Genomic DNA, 16,519 nt, shown 5'->3' on the forward strand with positions numbered 1-16,519 from the left:
CCCCCGGGGGGGGGGTGTGGGGGGGGGTGCCCCACACCTCGTCCCTTTGAATCTTCCCCCCTCCCAGCCTCCCCCCTCCGGGGGGAGGAGTATGTGCCCGCAAGACCTCCGATCTGAACCGTTGCTTTAACTGTAGTAGCATAACCTTCTGATATTCGTTGGGTTAACCATATAGAGGGGGGCAACAGATGAGAAAGATGTTCGCTGTAATCGGTATCACCATGCTGCTTCTGTGCAGTGCCAGCGCGGCCTTCGCCGCGGCTCCGATCAAGATCGGGGGACTCTTCGCCGTTACCGGTCCTGCTTCCTTCCTTGGCGAACCTGAAAAGAACACCCTTGAACTGCTGGTCAAAGAGGCCAACGCCAAGGGGGGCATCAACGGCTCCAAGATCGAGCTCTTCGTCTACGACACCGGCGGGGACGCCACCAAGGCTGTGCAACTCGCCAACAAGCTGATCAAGAACGACAAGGTAGTCGCCATCATCGGACCGAGCACCACCGGTGAATCGATGGCCGTCATCCCGGTCGCCGAGAAAGAACAGATCCCGCTCGTTTCCTGCGCCGCCGGCATCAAGATCACCGACCCCGTCAAGAAATGGGTCTTTAAGACTCCCGCCAACGACCATGTTGCGGCGGAGAAGATCTTGATTCAGGCGGAGAAGCTGAAGCAGAAGAACATCGCCCTGATCACCGTCTCCGATTCCTTCGGTTCCTCCGGACGGGAACAGCTGAAGCAGATGGCCGCCAAGCGCGGCTTCAAGATCGTGGCTGACGAAGTCTACTCGCCCAAAGACACCGACATGACCCCGCAGCTTACGAAGATCAAGGCTGCTAAACCGGACGCCATCATCTGCTGGGGCACCAATCCCGGCCCGGCCATCATCACTCGCAACATCCAGCAGCTGGGCATCAAGACCCAGGTCTACCAAAGCCACGGCGTCGCCTCCAAGAAGTACATCGAGCTGGCCACCGCGCAGGCCGCCAAGGGGATCATGCTCCCCGCCGGCAAACTGGCCGTGTTCGACCTGCTGAAGGCGAGCGACCCGCAGGCGAAACTGCTCAAGGACTACAACACCGACTACAAGAAAAGCTACGGCGTCGAGGCTTCCACCTTCGGCGGCTACGCTTACGACGGCTTCCAGTTGATCGCCGCGGCCATCAAGAAAGGGGCCGCCACCGCGGCCCAGATCCGCGACGGTATCGAGAAAAACGGCCGCATGGTAGGCGTGTCCGGCGTCTTCAAGATGTCGCCGACCGATCACAACGGCCTCGATCTGGGCGCCTTCGAGATGGTCCGCATCGTTAAGGGCGACTGGGTCATCGTAAAATAACGACCTGCGGCAGGAGTGCCGCTCAAAAGGGGAGGGAAATCGTGAAAAAACTAGTCTCGACTGCTTTTGCTTCGTTTGCATTATTCTGCCTGTCCACCGCCGCACTGGCAGCTCCGCCGATCAAGATCGGCGCGCTCTTCGCCGTGACCGGCCCCGCGTCGTTCCTCGGCGAGCCCGAGCGTAACACTGCGCAGATGGTGGTTGACGAGATCAACAAGGCCGGCGGCGTCAAGGGGCGCAAGTTGGAGCTGATCACCTACGACACCGGCGGGGATGCCACCAAGGCCGTTCAGCTCGCCAACAAGCTCGTCAAGAACGACAAGGTGGTCGCCATCATCGGTCCCAGCACCACCGGTGACAGTATGGCTATCATCCCCATCGTCGAGAAGGCCCAGGTACCGCTCATCTCCTGCGCGGCGGGCAGCAAGATCACCGAGCCGGTGAAAAAGTGGGTCTTCAAGACCGCCCAGAACGACGGGCTGGCCGTGGCGAAGATCTACGAGCAGCTGAAGAAGGAGAAGAAGACCAAGGTCGCCATCCTGACCGTCTCTGACGGCTTCGGCGCTTCCGGCCGGGAGCAACTGAAGGCGCAGGCAGCGCACTACGGCATCCAGATCCTTTCCGACGACACCTACGGTCCCAAGGACACCGACATGACCGCGCAACTGGCCAAGATCCGCGGTTCCCAGGCCCAGGCCCTCATCTGCTGGGGCACCAACCCGGGGCCGGCCGTCATCGCCAGAAACGCCAAGCAGCTCGGCCTCACCATCCCGGTGTACATGAGCCACGGCGTCTCCTCCAAGAAGTTCATCGAGCTGGCCGGCGATGCAGCCGAGGGGATCAAGCTGCCGTCCGGCAAGGTGCTGGTCGCCGACCTTCTGCCGAAAACCGACAAGCAAAAACCCTCTCTGCTTGCCTTCATCAAGGATTATCAGAACCACTTCAGGGCCGAGGGTGACCACTTTGGCGGCCACGCTTGGGATGCGGTCATGCTGCTGAAAGGCGCCATCGAGAAAGGCGGCGACACCCCTGCCGGTATCCGCAATGCGCTGGAAAATACTCGCAACTTCCCGGGTATCGGCGGTGTGTTCAGCTACTCCGCCAAGGACCACGCCGGTCTGACCAAGGATGCCTTTACCCTGGTCGAAGTGCGCAAAAAAGACTGGGTGCTGGTCAAGTAGGTAAAGAGGATTCATGGAGCTTTTAAACCAGGTAACGCAGTTCGTCATATCGGGGCTCGCCACAGGTTCCATCTACGCCCTTATTGGCCTCAGCTTCGCCATCATCTTCAATTCGACCGGGATCATCAACTTCGCCCAGGGTGAGTTCGTCATGCTGGGCGGGGTGTTGACCATCTTCTCGCTGAACGTGCTGCATCTGCCGCTGCTGGCGGCCATCGTCGTCGCGGTAGCGGTAACCACTATCATCGGCCTTGTTTTCGAGCGGCTGGCCATCCGGCCGCTCAAAAACGCCACCCCGCTCATGCTCATCATCATCACCATCGGCGCCAGCATCCTGATTCGCGGCCTGGTGATGCTGCTGTGGGGCAAGGACACCCAGGCGCTGCCGGCCTTTTCCGGGACCGACCCGATCAGCATCGCCGGGGCGACCCTGCTACCGCAGCATCTCTGGATCTTCGGCGTCACCGTGCTGGTCATCATCGGCTGCCGACTCTTCTTCAACCACACTATCAGCGGCAAGGCCATGCGCGCCTGCTCCTTCAACCGCCGCGCCGCAAACCTGGTCGGCATCAGCGTCGGGCGCATGGTGCTCTTCTCCTTCGTGATTTCCGCCGCGGTCGGTGCGCTGGCAGGGGTGATCATCGCGCCGCTCACCATGACCGCCTACGACGTCGGCGTCATGCTGGGGTTGAAGGGATTCTGTGCCGCCATCATGGGCGGCATGGGGAGCGGTCTCGGCACCGTGTTGGGTGGCCTGATCCTCGGCACCCTCGAGTCGCTCGGCGCCGGCCTCATCTCCTCCGGTTATAAGGACGCCATCGCATTTTTCATCCTGCTCCTGATCCTTTTCATCAGGCCGCAGGGGCTTTTCAAGAAGGGCGAAACAGAAAGGGTTTAAAGGTTTTACTTTGAAATCGGACAGAATAAAATTTCTCTTTTTTGCCCTCGTGGTGCTGCTTATCCCGCTGCCGCTCTCCGGTGGGTATCTTACCAACGTCCTTATCTTTGTCGGGATCAACAGCGTGCTCGCCCTGGGGCTCAACCTCCTGTTGGGCTACGCTGGCCAGATCTCGCTCGGGCAGGCTGCCTTCTTCGGCCTGGGCGCCTACGGTTCCGGCGTGCTCACTACCGCCTACGGCCTCAACCCCTGGCTCGCCATGATCGCCGTCGCCCTCTGCGTCGCTGCCTTCGCCTTCGCCATCGGCTTCCCGGTGCTGCGCCTGAAAGGGCACTACCTGGCCATGGCCACCCTCGGCGTCGGCGTCATCGTCAACATCGCCTTCAACGAGACCGTAGACCTCACCGGCGGCCCGTCCGGCCTCTCCGGCATTCCCAATCTCAGCATCGGCAGCCTCACCTTCGACTCTGACCTGAAGAACTACTACCTGGTCTGGGTCTTCGCGCTTGGGATGATCCTCTTATCGCTGAACCTGGTCAACTCCCGTTTCGGGCGCGGCCTGCGCGCCATCCACGATTCGGAGGTGGCCGCCCGCGTCATGGGCGTCAATGCGAGGCTCATGAAGGTGCAGGTATTCACCCTGTCGGCATTCATGTCCGCCATCATGGGGAGCCTGTACTGTCACGTGATGACCTTTATCTCGCCCAACTCCTTCGGGTTCAGCATGTCGGTTGAGCTGCTCACCATGGTGGTTATCGGCGGCCTGGGGAGCGTGTACGGCTCCATCCTGGGTGCCTTGCTGCTGACCCTGCTCCCCGAGATGCTGCGCACCTTCCAGGACTACGACATCATCGTGTACGGCCTCCTGCTGATTACCATGACCATCTACCTCCCCGGCGGCCTGGTGGAGGGGATTCCGGCGCTGTTCCGGCTCCTGGTGCCGGCGAAGAAGGTAACGGAGGGGAGCGATGCTTAGCCTGAACGGAATCGGCAAGAGGTTCGGCGGACTGATCGCCCTGGAGGGTATCAGCTTCAATGTCGGCAAGGGCTCCATCACCGGCATCATCGGTCCCAACGGCGCAGGCAAGACCACGCTCTTCAACGTCGCCACCGGGATCTATCCCCCATCCAGCGGAGCCGTGCTCCTGGAGGGGAAGGACATCTCCAAGCTGCCGCCGGAAGGGCGCGCGCGGCTGGGACTGGTGCGCACCTTCCAGAACATCGAGCTCTTCGGCAAGATGACCGTGCTGGAGAACGTCATGGTCGGTCTGCACACCCAGAGCAGCTCCGGCTTATTCGCCTGCTCGTTCCGGATGCCCTGGCAGATGAGCGAGGAGCGCCGCATACGCGCGCGGGCCATGGAACTGCTCGACTTCGTCGGCATCCAGGAGCTGGCCGAGGTCCAGGCTGGCACTCTGTCTTTCGGCAAGGGACGGCTTTTGGAGATCGCGCGCGCCATGGCGCTGGAGCCGAAGATCCTTTTGATGGACGAACCGGCGGCGGGCCTCAATAGCAGCGAGACGGCGGAGTTGGCCGAGCTGATTAAGCGGATCCGAGACCTTGGCGTGACGGTGGCCTTGGTCGAGCACGACATGGACCTGGTCATGGACATCTGCGACCAGTTGGTGGTCCTCAACCTGGGCTCCATGCTGGCGGAAGGGACCCCGCGCCAGATCCAGGACAACCAGGCCGTTATCACCGCGTACCTCGGGGAGGAATAGGCTAGTCCAGTTCCCTCCCCGGAGGGGGAGGGTGCCCGAAGGGCGGGTGAGGGCTGTGCCACGAAGTGAGTGAGGCGCATATTGCGGCGCCCTCACCCCCAGCCCCTCTCCCGGAGGGCGAGGGGAGTCTTTTAAGGAACCAAATGCTAAAGATCAAGAACATCAACGCCTATTACGGGAAGGTGCACGCGCTCAAGAACGTATCGCTGCACCTGAAGGCCGGCGAGATAGTGACCCTTATCGGCGCCAACGGCGCGGGGAAGACCACGCTGCTCAACACGCTCTCCGGCATCATCCCCACCGCCAGCGGGGAGATCCTGCTCGAAGGGAAGGATATCGTCGGGCAGGCCGCGGATCGCGTGGTCTCGCTGGGGCTGTCCCAGGTGCCGGAAGGACGCCAGGTTTTCAACCCGCTCACGGTCGAGGAAAACCTGGAGCTGGGCGCCTACCTGCGCTACCGGGCCGGCGGACAGAGACACGACATCGGAACGGACCTGGAGCGAATGTACCAGATGTTCCCGCGACTCAAGGAACGTCGCCGCCAGGCTGCCGGGACCCTCTCCGGCGGTGAGCAGCAGATGCTCGCCATCGGTCGCGCGCTTATGGCACGCCCGAAGCTCTTGCTTCTGGACGAGCCGTCCATGGGACTTGCCCCGCTGGTGGTGCAGGACATCTTCAAGGTGATCGAGCGCCTGCGCAGCGAGGAGGGGACCACCATCCTCCTGGTGGAGCAGAACGCACGCGCCGCGCTGAAGGTCGCAGATCGCGGCTACGTCCTCGAGACCGGTAAAGTGATACTTGAAGGAAAGGCGTCCGAACTGTTGGAAAACAAGGATGTGCAGCGCGCCTATCTGGGGCGCGACAAGAAAGAAATTTGGGAGAGGTAGCTATGCAGATTTGGGAGCCCGAATACGAGTGCATGCCGCGGGAGGAGATCGAGCAGCTCCAATTGGAGCGGCTCCAGGCTACTCTGAACCGCGTTTACAAGAACGTCACCTGCTACCGCAACAGGTTCAAGGAAATGGGGATCGTCCCCGAGGACGTCCGATCCCTCGCCGACCTGGCCAAGCTCCCGTTCACCACCAAGGAGGACCTACGCCTCAACTACCCGTACGGCATGTTCGCAGTGCCGCTGCGCGAGGTGGTTCGCATCCACTCCTCCTCGGGCACCACCGGCAAGCCGACGGTCGTGGGCTACACCAAGCACGACCTGAAGGTCTGGTCCAGCCTCGTTGCCCGCTTTATGACTGCGGCCGGGGTTAACAGTGACGACGTGGTGCAGATCGCGTTCGGCTATGGTCTCTTCACCGGTGCTTTTGGCCTGCACTACGGTTCCGAAATGATCGGCGCTTCCGTCATCCCGATGGGGTCGGGCAACACCGAAAAGCAGATCATGATCATGCAGGACTACCGCACCACCGCGCTGGTCTCTACGCCGAGCTATGCCGTCACCATCGCGGAGCGGATGGAGAAAATGGGGATCGATCCCAAGGGTCTCACTCTGAAGGTCGGTCTCTTCGGCGGCGAGCCTTGGTCCGAGGCGATGCGCCGCGAGATTGAGGAACGGCTCGGCATCACCGCCACCGACAACTACGGCCTCTCCGAGGTGATCGGCCCGGGCGTCGCCGGCGAGTGCCTGTGCAAGCGCGGCATGCACATCTCCGAGGATCATTTCATCGCCGAGATTATCGACCCGGATACGGGCGCCGTGCTGCCTCCCGGCAGCGTCGGCGAACTGGTGCTTACCTCGCTCACCAAGGAAGCCTTCCCGATGGTTCGGTACCGGACCCGCGACATCACCTCACTGGACTACGAGAAGTGCGACTGCGGCAGAACCATGGTGCGCATGAAGAAAACCATGGGGCGCTCCGACGACATGCTCATCATCAAGGGGGTCAACGTCTACCCGTCGCAGATCGAGGACGTGCTGTTCGCCATCGAAGGGTGCCAACCTCACTACCAGTTGGTCGTGGATCGCAAGGGTGCGCTGGACACCCTGGAGATCCGCATCGAGGTAACCGAGAACATCTTCTTTGACGAGATGAAGAAGCAGAAGGCCTTCCTGGACCAGGTGGAGAAGAAGATTGATTCCGTGCTCGGCGTCGGCGCCGTGGTGAAGCTGGTGGAGCCCAACAGCATTCCGCGAGCCGAAGGCAAAGCATGTCGCGTCATTGACAACAGGAAAATCTAGACTAGCATTGATTCCGCTTTTGCTTTCAAGCCGGGTGTCATTGTCAAGGCTGCAAGCATACTCAACTGGGGCACGCCCCCCCGATACTACCAAGGAGGAATCAACATGAAAAAAGTTCTCGTTGCTACTGCTGCTGTACTGTCTATGTCCGTAATCGCGGTTCCCGCTTTTGCCGAGGCCAAGAAAGGCGAGAAGATCGACGCCAAGGCCAAGTTCGACCAACACTGTGTCGCCTGTCACCCGAAAGGCGGCAACATCATCAAACCCAGCAAGGGCCTGGGCAAAAAAGAGCTCGCCGCCAACGGCATCAAGACCGAGAAGGACATCGTTGCCAAGATGCGCAACCCCGGCCCCGGCATGACCAAGTTCGATGCCAAAGCAGTGCCCGATGCCGAAGCCCACGCCATCGCCAAGTACATCCTCACCACCTTTAAATAATCTCGCTTCAGATAATGCAAAAAGCACCTGCCGGCCTTGCGCCAGCAGGTGCTTTTTTATTGAAGCAGGGAACCGGAGCCCTACAGCAGATTGTTCTACGAAGTGCTGCACTTGGCTTCAGGCTCCCCCGCTTGTTAAAGGGGGGATAGGGGGGATTTGCTTTATTCAACCCAGTGCCTGACCCCCCACAGCAAATTCGTCAACGAATCGCTGCACGTTACTTACGTTCCCCCCTTGTTAAAGGGGGGCAGGGGGATTTGCTCTTTGCTGGCACATCCTAAATATTTCTTCCAATACCGCTGTCGTTTCCACTAATACCTGCCGGTTGTCAAATCTCAGCACCATCAATCCCTGTTCTTTCAGAGACACGTCTCGGGCAGCATCACCCTTGCACTGCTCCTCCTCAAGATGCTGACAGCCATCGACCTCAATCACCAATTGTGCGGCGGCAGCAAAGAAATCGACAATATAAGGCCCCAGCGGTTTCTGACGATGGAACTGGAGCCCGAGGAGTTGCTTGCCCCGCAGGTGAGACCACAGCAGCTGCTCGGCCTCGGTCATCTGTTTGCGCAGTGTACGGGATGGCCATTTTAGATGGTGATTGTAATTTCGGAACAAGGCTGAATCCCCCCTGGCCCCCCTTTAACAAGGGGGGGACGCGAGTGCCCGTGCTGCGCTTTGTGGGCAAGGTAGTTCCGTTTCTTGTGATGGCAAGGAGGTGCCGGGACATAGCTAAATCCCCCCTGTCCCCCCTTTGTTAAAGGGGGGGACGTGATATGTAGTGAAGCGCTTCGTGCTCCACTCAACTGGGTGCAACCGTCGGTTGTTGGCCACGCAGGTCAGCACCAGAGTTCAGGTTCCCCCCCTTGTAAAAGGGGGGACAGGGGGGATTTGATCTTTGCTGGCAGACTGTGGTTCGAGGTCACACTATACCCTTAACCCTGAGCTTTGGCTGGAGACTTTTTAAGTTTGACTTTGTCGCCAATACTGTTAAACCGATCTAATGTTTTTATCCCGGTTTAGCAAGGAGCGGGCGATGGGAAAGGAACATTGGCTCTTTAAATGGCCGGCGCTACGCCAGTTGACTAACGGCGATCCGTCGGGACTGGGTGAGTCCGCGATGAGCGAACGGACGCGCAACCTGAAACCGCGCATCGCGGAGGCGGACAAGGTAGTGGGGTCGGTCTGCCCATTCTGCGGCGTCGGCTGCGGCCAGAAGGTCTACGTCAAGGACGGCAAGATCATGGACATAGAGGGAGACTACGACTCTCCCATCTCGGAGGGGTGCCTCTGTCCTAAGGGGGCAGCAACCATGCAACTCGTTACCGGGTCTCACCGGGTCATGAACGTCCTGTATCGGCGCCCCTACGGCAAGAGGTGGGAGAAGATCCCGCTCAAACAGGCGATGAACATGGTGGCTGACCGGGTCAAGCAGACCCGCGACGAAACCTGGGAGGACCAGCACGAACAGGGGCATCCGCTGCGACGCACGCTCGGTATCGCACACCTGGGCGGCGCGACCCTGGATAATGAAGAAAACTACCTCATCAAGAAACTGTTCACCTCCCTGGGCATAATCCAGGTGGAGAACCAGGCACGCATCTGACATTCCTCCACCGTCCCCGGTCTGGGGATCTCGTTCGGCAGGGGAGGGGCAACCACCTTTCAGCAGGACCTGCAGCACTCCGATTGCATCGTCATCCAGGGCTCCAACATGGCCGAGTGCCACCCGGTGGGCTTCCGCTGGGTCATGGAGGCCAAACGTCGAGGCGCCACCATCATTCATGTCGATCCCCGTTTCACCCGTACCAGCGCCGTCGCTGACATTCACGTCCCCATCCGCCCCGGCAGCGACATCGCCTTCCTGGGAGGCCTGATCAATTACATCATCAGTAACGAGCGCTGGTTCCGGGACTACGTCATCAACTACACCAACGCTGCTGCCCTGGTTTCCGAGGACTATCAGGACACGGAGGACCTGGACGGTCTGTTCAGCGGCTGGAATGCAGAGAAGGGGCAGTACGACCCATCGTCCTGGCAGTATCGTGGCCTGGAAGTGACCCCTGCCGCCGGCCACCGCGAAATGTTCTCCGGTGAGCCGCGCGCCGAACGCGGCGCCATCGTTGCGGCGGAACAACACGACTTCACGCTCACCGATCCGCTGTGCGTGTTCCAGATCGTGAAGAGACACTTCTCCCGCTACACGCCCGAAGTAGTGCAGGAGGCATGCGGTATCCAGCCCGAGATGTTCGAGACGGTGGCACGTGCCCTGTGCGACAACTCCGGCCGGGAACGGACCAGCGCGTTTTGCTACGCCGTCGGCTGGACCCAGCACTCAATCGGCGTTCAATACATCCGCACCGCCGCCATTGTGCAGATGCTCTTAGGCAACATCGGCCGTCCCGGCGGCGGCATCATGGCTCTGCGCGGGCATTCCTCCATCCAGGGATCCACTGATATCCCGACCCTGTACAACATGCTCCCCGGCTACCTCCCGATGCCCAAGGCCTCCTATGACACAGATCTAAAGAAATATCTGGAGTACAACGAGTCCGCCTCGGGGTGGTGGAGCGAGTTCCCCAAGTACATGGTTTCCCTCTTGAAGGCATGGTACGGTCCCGCTGCGACCTTGCAGAACGACTGGTGCTACAACTACCTGCCCCATATCTCGGGCGATCACTCTCACATGGTGACGGTGGCCGCCATGGCCGACTCCAAGGTGCAGGGGTACTTCGTCATGGGAGAAAATCCGGCAGTTGGATCGATGAACTGCGCCCTGCAGCGTAAGGGGCTGCGCAACCTGAAGTGGCTCGTTGTGCGCGATTTCGCCCCCACGGAGACCGCGGAGTTCTGGCGCAAAGCGCCCGAAATCGTCGCCGGTGACGTCAAACCGGAAGAGATCGGCACCGAAGTATTTTTCTTCCCCTGCGCCGCCCATACCGAAAAGGACGGCACCTTCACCAACACCCAGCGTCTGTTGCAGTGGCACCACAAGGCGGTGGAGCCACCCGGCGACTGCCGCTCCGAACTGCACTTCATCTGGCATCTCGGCCGGCGGCTGAAGGAGCTGTACCGGGCCTCGTCGGAGCCCAAGGACCTTGCCCTGCGCGACTTGACCTGGGACTACCGCAGCATCGGCGCGATCGAGGAACCGGATGCCGAGGAGGTTCTCGCCGAGATTGGCGGCTACACCCTGGGGGATCACAAATATCTCTCCGGGTACAAGGAACTTAAGAACGACGGCAGCACGGTCTGCGGCTGCTGGATCTACTGCGGTTGCTACAAAGATGGCGTCAACCAGCCAGCACGCAGAAAGCCGGCGGCTCAGCAGACCTGGGTGGCGCCGGAATGGGGCTGGGCGTGGCCAGCCAACCGGCGCATGCTCTACAACCGCGCGTCCGCTGATCTCGACGGCAAGCCGTGGTCGGAACGGAAGAAGTACGTCTGGTGGGACCCCGAGCAGCGCAAATGGACCGGCTACGACAACCCTGACTTCATCGTGGAACGTCCTCCCGACTATCGCCCGGGCCCCGACGCCAAGGGGATCGACACCCTCTCCGGCATCGATCCTTTCATCATGCAGGCGGAGGGGAAGGCGTGGCTTTACGACCCCAACGGACTTTTGGACGGTCCGCTCCCCACCCATTACGAACCCGAGGAATCGGTGCTGAAAAACCCGCTCTACGGTCAGCAGTGCAACCCGGCGCGCATGGAGTGGGTCCGCAACGACAACCCCTACCACAAGGCGTGGGGCGATCCCGATTATCCTTTTATCGGCACGACCTACCGCCTTACCGAACATCACACCGCCGGGGGGATGAGTCGATGGGTGCCCTGGCTGTGCGAGCTGCAACCCGAGATGTTCATCGAGGTGTCGCCGGAACTGGCACAGCTGCGTGGGCTGGAGAACGGTGGCTGGGCCACGGTAAGCACCATCCGCGGCGAGATCGAGGCGCGGGTGCTGGTGACCGAGCGGATGCAGCCGTTCGTGCAGCAGGGGCGGACGCTGCACACGGTAGGGCTTCCCTATCACTGGAGCTGGATCGGACGCTCCACCGGTGATGCTGCCAACGAACTCACCGCCTTCGTGGCGGACCCCAATGTCAGCATAGAGGAATCGAAGGCGTTCTCGGTCCAGGTGGTGGCAGGGAGGAAGTCCAAGAAGCGGCGTGCGGCGGCCCAGGGGCCGCTGGCACAGCGTGAGGTGTCGGGCCCAGAGCGGGACCTGCCACCGGTTCACGAGAAGCCAGCCGGCGCACACGGGCTCCACGCAGGTAAGACGGAATTGACGGAGGAATCATGACCACTCCAGCTACCGGTTTCTTTACCGACACCAGCGTCTGCATCGGCTGCAAGGCATGCGAGGTCGCCTGCAAGCAGTGGAACCAACTCCCGGCTGACGGAGACTTTTTCAGCGGCCGTTCCTACGACAACACCATTCACCTGGAAGCGACCACGTGGCGCCATGTCGCGTTCATCGAGCGCCAACAGCGGCTCTCTGGACAGAGCACGTCGCGACCATTCTCCTGGCTTCTCATGTCCGACGTCTGCAAACACTGCGAACGTGCCGGCTGCCTGGAGGCATGCCCAACCGGCGCCATCGTGCGCACGGAGTTCGACACCGTCTATGTCCAACCGGATGTCTGCAACGGCTGCGGCTACTGCGTGGTTTGCTGCCCCTTCGGCGTCATCAATCGCCGCGAGGACGACGGTCGGGCCTGGAAGTGCACGCTCTGTTACGACCGCCAGAAAGAGGGCATCGAGCCCGCTTGCGCCAAGACATGTCCGACCGATTCGATAACCTTCGGGAAGCTGGATGACTTGAAGGAGATCGCCCTTGCCCGTTTGCAGGAGCTGCACCGGCGCGGGGTGACCGAGGCGTGGCTGTACGGGATGGGTGGGCGTGACCAGCCGGGCACGGAGGGACTGCACGCCTTCTTCCTGTTGCTGGATCGACCCGAGGCTTATAACTTGCCGCCCGATCCTTACGTCCCGACCAAGGGAGTGGCAGGGGCGTGGGGCGTCATGGCGTTGGCAGCAGCGGGGATGGCGGCTGCGGCACTGGCCGCCGCCCATGGCAGGGGAGGGGACCGGAAATGAGCCTGGCACAGAGAAGGTTGCACGTAGGAAGGGAGATGAGTCCGGAACTCGCGCTGCAGATAGGCGAGGGGGCCGCACAGCAGGTAAAGCGTCCTGAACCGGATGCCGGAGGCATCGTGCCGTTGTGGCGGCAAGTTCCGTCGCAGCACCGCACCGACCAGAACTACTACGGGCTGGCACTGATCAAGGAGCCGGTGTGGATCTGGTCGGTGCCGGCGTACTTCTACGTCGGCGGGGTGGCTGGAGGGAGCGCCATGCTGGCCGCGGCGTTGCACGGCAAGAAGCGCCTGCGCAGGTTGGCGGCCTGGTGCCGTCTGCTGGCCTTTGCCGGCACCACGGTCGGTCCGGCACTGCTCACCTACGACCTGGGCAAGATGAGCCGGTTCCTGAACATGCTGCGCGTTTTGCGCCCCAGCTCTCCCATGAGTGTCGGTTCCTGGTCGCTTGCAGGCACCGGCATGATGGCGACCCTCTCCCTGCTGCAGGGTGATCGCTCCGGTGTGGTTACCCGTTACGGCACGGCGCTGGGAGGACTCCTGGTGGCTGGTTACACCGGGGTGCTTTTGGGCAACACTGCCAACCCGCTCTGGCGCGAGCGGCGGCTGCTCCTGCCGATGCTGTTCATGTCGTCAGCGGCGGCCAGCACGGCTGGCGTGCTGCAAATGATGCCGCTGGACAAGCGTGAGGAAAAGGTGGTGCAGCGCTTCGGCATGGTCGGCAAAGCGGGCGAAGCCGCCTGCATGGTTGCCATGCAGAGGAGCGATGCGGCGGTGCCCGAGGTAGGCGCGGCCGCAAGGGAGGGGAAGGGTGGAGTGCTGTGGACGGCGGCCAAGGCCGCACTGGTTTCCGGTATCCTGGTGGAGTTGCTGCCGGTACGCTCACCCTTGAAGAGGAAGGTAAGTGGTGCCCTTACCACCATCGGTGCCATCTGCCTGCGCTTCGCGCTGCTGGAGGCGGGAAAGACAGCGGCGCGGGAGCCGCAGACGACCATCAATTTGCAGCGTAGCAGGATGAGGCGGTAAGGCTGGCGGACAGCGTGGTGGACAGCACACACAAAGAGCGCCGCAGGGAATCCTGCGGCGCTCTTCTTTATTCCGTCTAGTCGATCCCTCTCCCCTCCGGGAGAGGGTGCCCGAAGGGCGGGTGAGGGGGATGCCCAATATGAGACGTTGCCTACTGCAGCACCCTCACCCCCGGCCCCTCTCCCGAAGGGCGAGGGGAGACCGGCCACTACAGCTACAGCGTCTGTTTGGCGGCCGAGACCTTGATTTCCATGACCGCCCTGGCCCAGGGGAAGGTGGCCTTGGTGGAATCGAAGTTGGGGCCGGAGTCGAGGATTGTCCCGGTACCCTCGACGAAGAACCCGGTGCCGGGGCCGTGACTTCCTTCGACTTCACGGGTGCCCAGCGTGATCAGGACCCGCGGGTTCTGGGCCAGGTTGTTCTCGGTCACGTGCATGTAGCCGACCGGCACCAGCAGTTTCCCGTCCGGGCTGATCCTCAGGTAGCTGTTCCAGGTGTTGACCATGTGCGGGCCTTCAATGCCCTGCGTCACTATGGCCACCACGCCCTCATGCGCCATCACTTCTTTCATCTTGTCAGGAATGGGAATCATCATATAGCTCCTCCTTTGGTGGCTACCACTGTCTCAGTTCGATGGGAAATCCGTCGCAATCCCGTATCTCGGCACGTTTGGAAGGTCCCAGCGCTACCGGTCCCCAACTGGGGGTGATGCCTTTGCCGGCGAGGTAGGCTAGGACGGCATCCATGTCTTCCACCTCCAGCGCCATCATCCGGTAACCGGTGCTCCAAGGCTCTGCCGCCGTTATGGTCGGATCCTTCACCCGCATCAGCTCCAGCACCGTGTCCCCCAAGGCGAGATAGGCGATTTCCTCGAGCGGCGCTGCCGCCACTGTCATTTGCTGCCGTACGGTGAAGCCGAGGACATCGGTATAAAACCGGATGGAGCGTTCGAAGTCTGCGGGAATTATCTCGATGTGATCGATTCTCTTAAACACACTTATCTCCTTATTGCTGTATCTACTTACCGCATTATCTGCTGTGATGTTTACTGTGGCTCTGCTATGAGTGCCGCTTCCGTTGCTTGGTCGGGCACCCGCATCCACTGTGCCGCGATGAGCGAGATGACACCAAGCACGGTGCCGGCAATGAAAGGAATGCGGTAATCCATCATCCAGAAGTACCCGCCCAGTGCGGGCAGGAACACGGCAGCTATGTGGTTGATGGTGAAACCCACTGACATGGAGGAGGCGATGTCGGCAGGATCGGCCACCTTCTGAAAGTAGGTCCTGATTGCAACTTCGAAATTGTAGAGGATGTTGTCGAGTATGTACATCAGCATGACCAGATTTTTGGAGGTGGTGAAGGCATAGACCAGGAAGATGACGATAACGCCGGAGTACTCGATGGACGAGATGGTGCGTTCGCCGAAGTGGTTGATCGCCTTGCCGATCAGCGAGTTGAGGATGTAGGCCACCACGTTGTTGACGATGAAGAGGATGGTCATCTCGCGTACCGTGAAGTGGAACACCTGGACCAGGAGCAAAATGGAAAACACCACGAAGATCTGGCGTCGTGCGCCGGACAGGAGCGTCATAAGGTAAAAGAGCGAGTACCGGCGGCGCAGGATCATCTTCTTGCGCTGCGGCACGATGCCGGCGTGGGTGGGGTTCTGGAACAGCCCCCAGATTCCTGCTGCCAGCACCAGTGCGCCGATGGTCAGGTACATCTCGCGGTACTGCGCGATGCCGCTCAGGCAGTACACGATGATGCCGGCGACGACGCTCGATACCGCCGCGAGCGCACGCAGACGACCGAAAATGAGTGGCGACACAGCGGTCGAGAAATATTGCAGCGTGAGTGACTGGTTGGTGCTCTCGTAGTAGTGGAAGCCGAAGCTCATGACCACGGTGGTGAAGATGACCCAGCCGTAGGAGGGGATTAGGGCGGTGATGCCGGTCCCCAGGCCGAGTAGGACGATGGAAAGCGCAGCCAGCTTGTGTTCCCGGACCAGCAGCAGCACGAACACCACCAAAAGCGACAAGAGCCCGGGTATCTCGCGCACCGACTGGGTTACCCCCACCTGGCTGCCGTTCAGATGCACCATCTCGGCGGCGAAGTTGTTGAAGAGAATGGTATAGCCCTGCAGGCCGATGGTAGAGGCTGCGGTAAGCACCACCAGGAAGCGCAGCATCGGGCGCTGCTCCGAGGCCAAAAGTCCGGTATCGAATTTCCCCAGTACACCTTTCATGAACTCTCCGGTTTCGTGTTGCGGTTCACGCGCCGGCTCCAGCCGCGCAGAGCGCTATTCTTAGCACTGATGGCGTCGCCTGTATATACCGCTGTCTCTAATGATTAAGAGGCGGCTTGACATTAATGGGTCGCCAGCTACTTTTTATGAATGTTTTTCGGCACAGGCACCGGCTGCGCAAGCGTATCGGCGCGGGTGACGGCTACATCAACTTGGGAGGAGGACGTCATGCAAAAGTATCGCTGCACTGTTTGTGGGTACATCTACGATCCAGAGGTCGGGGACATTGATAGTGGTGTAGCTCCGGGAACCGCTTTCGAGGACATCCCGGAGGATTGGGTCTGCCCCATCTGTGGTGTCGACAAGAGCATGTTCGAGCCGGAATAGGC

16 protein-coding genes are annotated in these 16,519 nt (G+C 60.9%); 12 read left to right on the forward strand and 4 right to left on the reverse strand.

Features of this window, described 5'->3' with window-relative positions; translation table 11 throughout:
- The first annotated feature begins 188 nt into the window (after positions 1 to 188).
- The 8 genes from K7R21_RS05440 to K7R21_RS05475 all read left to right on the forward strand — a co-directional run bounded on the left by K7R21_RS05440 (position 189) and on the right by K7R21_RS05475 (position 7,760).
- Complete coding sequence (locus tag K7R21_RS05440; RefSeq protein WP_224982261.1) at positions 189 to 1,331, forward strand: ABC transporter substrate-binding protein; 1,143 nt, start codon at positions 189 to 191, stop codon at positions 1,329 to 1,331.
- A 41-nt stretch (positions 1,332 to 1,372) separates the two neighbouring features.
- Entirely contained in the window at positions 1,373 to 2,512 is a 1,140-nt protein-coding gene (locus tag K7R21_RS05445; RefSeq protein WP_224982262.1) for an ABC transporter substrate-binding protein, read from the forward strand.
- A gap of 13 nt (positions 2,513 to 2,525) precedes the next feature.
- A complete protein-coding gene (locus K7R21_RS05450) occupies positions 2,526 to 3,410 on the forward strand; it encodes a branched-chain amino acid ABC transporter permease (RefSeq protein WP_224982263.1) in 885 nt (294 codons plus the stop codon).
- 10 nt (positions 3,411 to 3,420) lie between these two features.
- Positions 3,421 to 4,386 (forward strand): branched-chain amino acid ABC transporter permease, encoded by a 966-nt coding sequence (locus K7R21_RS05455; RefSeq protein ID WP_224982264.1) that lies wholly within the window; start codon positions 3,421 to 3,423, stop codon positions 4,384 to 4,386.
- The gene (locus K7R21_RS05460; RefSeq protein WP_224982265.1) at positions 4,379 to 5,131 is read left to right on the forward strand and encodes an ABC transporter ATP-binding protein; all 753 of its coding nucleotides are present in this window, start codon (positions 4,379 to 4,381) and stop codon (positions 5,129 to 5,131) included. The genes K7R21_RS05455 and K7R21_RS05460 overlap by 8 nt, the downstream gene beginning before the upstream one ends.
- A 143-nt stretch (positions 5,132 to 5,274) precedes the next feature.
- Entirely contained in the window at positions 5,275 to 6,018 is a 744-nt protein-coding gene (locus K7R21_RS05465) for an ABC transporter ATP-binding protein (RefSeq protein ID WP_224982266.1), read from the forward strand.
- A gap of 2 nt (positions 6,019 to 6,020) precedes the next feature.
- Positions 6,021 to 7,322, forward strand: a complete 1,302-nt coding sequence (locus K7R21_RS05470) for a phenylacetate--CoA ligase family protein (RefSeq protein WP_224982267.1) — start codon at positions 6,021 to 6,023, stop codon at positions 7,320 to 7,322.
- Between the two features lie 105 nt (positions 7,323 to 7,427).
- Complete coding sequence (locus tag K7R21_RS05475; RefSeq protein ID WP_224982268.1) at positions 7,428 to 7,760, forward strand: c-type cytochrome; 333 nt, start codon at positions 7,428 to 7,430, stop codon at positions 7,758 to 7,760.
- A gap of 237 nt (positions 7,761 to 7,997) precedes the next feature.
- Here K7R21_RS05475 and K7R21_RS05480 read toward each other — a convergent pair whose 3' ends face one another.
- On the reverse strand, positions 7,998 to 8,321 hold the full coding sequence (locus tag K7R21_RS05480; RefSeq protein WP_263630523.1) for an endonuclease domain-containing protein: 324 nt from the start codon (positions 8,319 to 8,321) through the stop codon (positions 7,998 to 8,000).
- 475 nt (positions 8,322 to 8,796) lie between these two features.
- On the opposite strand from K7R21_RS05480, the gene fdh reads away from it, so the two are divergent.
- Genes fdh through nrfD form a run of 3 tightly spaced genes read left to right on the forward strand, consistent with a single transcriptional unit; the run spans position 8,797 to position 13,882 of the window.
- Positions 8,797 to 12,063, forward strand: coding sequence for a formate dehydrogenase (gene fdh, locus K7R21_RS05485; RefSeq protein ID WP_224982270.1), 3,267 nt, complete (start codon positions 8,797 to 8,799; stop codon positions 12,061 to 12,063).
- Complete coding sequence (locus tag K7R21_RS05490) at positions 12,060 to 12,860, forward strand: 4Fe-4S dicluster domain-containing protein (protein WP_224982271.1); 801 nt, start codon at positions 12,060 to 12,062, stop codon at positions 12,858 to 12,860. The genes fdh and K7R21_RS05490 overlap by 4 nt, the downstream gene beginning before the upstream one ends.
- Before the next feature lie 35 nt (positions 12,861 to 12,895).
- Positions 12,896 to 13,882 carry an NrfD/PsrC family molybdoenzyme membrane anchor subunit gene (nrfD, locus tag K7R21_RS05495; RefSeq protein ID WP_224982272.1) on the forward strand — a complete coding sequence of 329 codons (987 nt, stop codon included), beginning with the start codon at positions 12,896 to 12,898 and terminating at the stop codon, positions 13,880 to 13,882.
- A gap of 214 nt (positions 13,883 to 14,096) precedes the next feature.
- On the opposite strand, the gene K7R21_RS05500 is transcribed toward nrfD, so the two are convergent.
- From K7R21_RS05500 to K7R21_RS05510, 3 genes are read right to left on the reverse strand one after another with little or no spacing between them, the layout of a single operon-like run.
- Positions 14,097 to 14,477: a pyridoxamine 5'-phosphate oxidase family protein gene (locus tag K7R21_RS05500; protein ID WP_224982273.1), complete on the reverse strand. Its 381-nt coding sequence runs from the start codon at positions 14,475 to 14,477 to the stop codon at positions 14,097 to 14,099.
- Between the two features lie 19 nt (positions 14,478 to 14,496).
- Complete coding sequence (locus K7R21_RS05505) at positions 14,497 to 14,877, reverse strand: VOC family protein (protein WP_224982274.1); 381 nt, start codon at positions 14,875 to 14,877, stop codon at positions 14,497 to 14,499.
- A gap of 50 nt (positions 14,878 to 14,927) precedes the next feature.
- A complete protein-coding gene (locus tag K7R21_RS05510; protein WP_224982275.1) occupies positions 14,928 to 16,130 on the reverse strand; it encodes an MFS transporter in 1,203 nt (400 codons plus the stop codon).
- A gap of 228 nt (positions 16,131 to 16,358) precedes the next feature.
- Between K7R21_RS05510 and rd the strand changes: the two genes are divergently transcribed.
- Positions 16,359 to 16,517 (forward strand): rubredoxin, encoded by a 159-nt coding sequence (rd, locus tag K7R21_RS05515; protein ID WP_199388743.1) that lies wholly within the window; start codon positions 16,359 to 16,361, stop codon positions 16,515 to 16,517.
- The last annotated feature ends 2 nt before the right edge of the window (positions 16,518 to 16,519 follow it).

Origin of the sequence: Geomonas agri, from assembly GCF_020179605.1 — a bacterium.
GTDB lineage: Bacteria > Desulfobacterota > Desulfuromonadia > Geobacterales > Geobacteraceae > Geomonas > Geomonas agri.

Bases quoted from the DNA above. Each gene is read 5' to 3' on its own strand.
- K7R21_RS05475 (WP_224982268.1), top strand. From the start codon at position 7,428: ATGAAAAAAGTTCTCGTTGCTACTGCTGCTGTACTGTCTATGTCCGTA.
- K7R21_RS05460 (WP_224982265.1), top strand. From the start codon at position 4,379: ATGCTTAGCCTGAACGGAATCGGCAAGAGGTTCGGCGGACTGATCGCC.
- K7R21_RS05440 (WP_224982261.1), top strand. From the start codon at position 189: ATGAGAAAGATGTTCGCTGTAATCGGTATCACCATGCTGCTTCTGTGC.
- K7R21_RS05480 (WP_263630523.1), bottom strand. From the start codon at position 8,321: ATGACCGAGGCCGAGCAGCTGCTGTGGTCTCACCTGCGGGGCAAGCAA.
- K7R21_RS05470 (WP_224982267.1), top strand. From the start codon at position 6,021: ATGCAGATTTGGGAGCCCGAATACGAGTGCATGCCGCGGGAGGAGATC.
- rd (WP_199388743.1), top strand. From the start codon at position 16,359: ATGCAAAAGTATCGCTGCACTGTTTGTGGGTACATCTACGATCCAGAG.
- K7R21_RS05490 (WP_224982271.1), top strand. From the start codon at position 12,060: ATGACCACTCCAGCTACCGGTTTCTTTACCGACACCAGCGTCTGCATC.
- K7R21_RS05510 (WP_224982275.1), bottom strand. From the start codon at position 16,130: ATGAAAGGTGTACTGGGGAAATTCGATACCGGACTTTTGGCCTCGGAG.
- K7R21_RS05500 (WP_224982273.1), bottom strand. From the start codon at position 14,477: ATGATGATTCCCATTCCTGACAAGATGAAAGAAGTGATGGCGCATGAG.
- K7R21_RS05465 (WP_224982266.1), top strand. From the start codon at position 5,275: ATGCTAAAGATCAAGAACATCAACGCCTATTACGGGAAGGTGCACGCG.
- K7R21_RS05450 (WP_224982263.1), top strand. From the start codon at position 2,526: ATGGAGCTTTTAAACCAGGTAACGCAGTTCGTCATATCGGGGCTCGCC.
- nrfD (WP_224982272.1), top strand. From the start codon at position 12,896: ATGAGTCCGGAACTCGCGCTGCAGATAGGCGAGGGGGCCGCACAGCAG.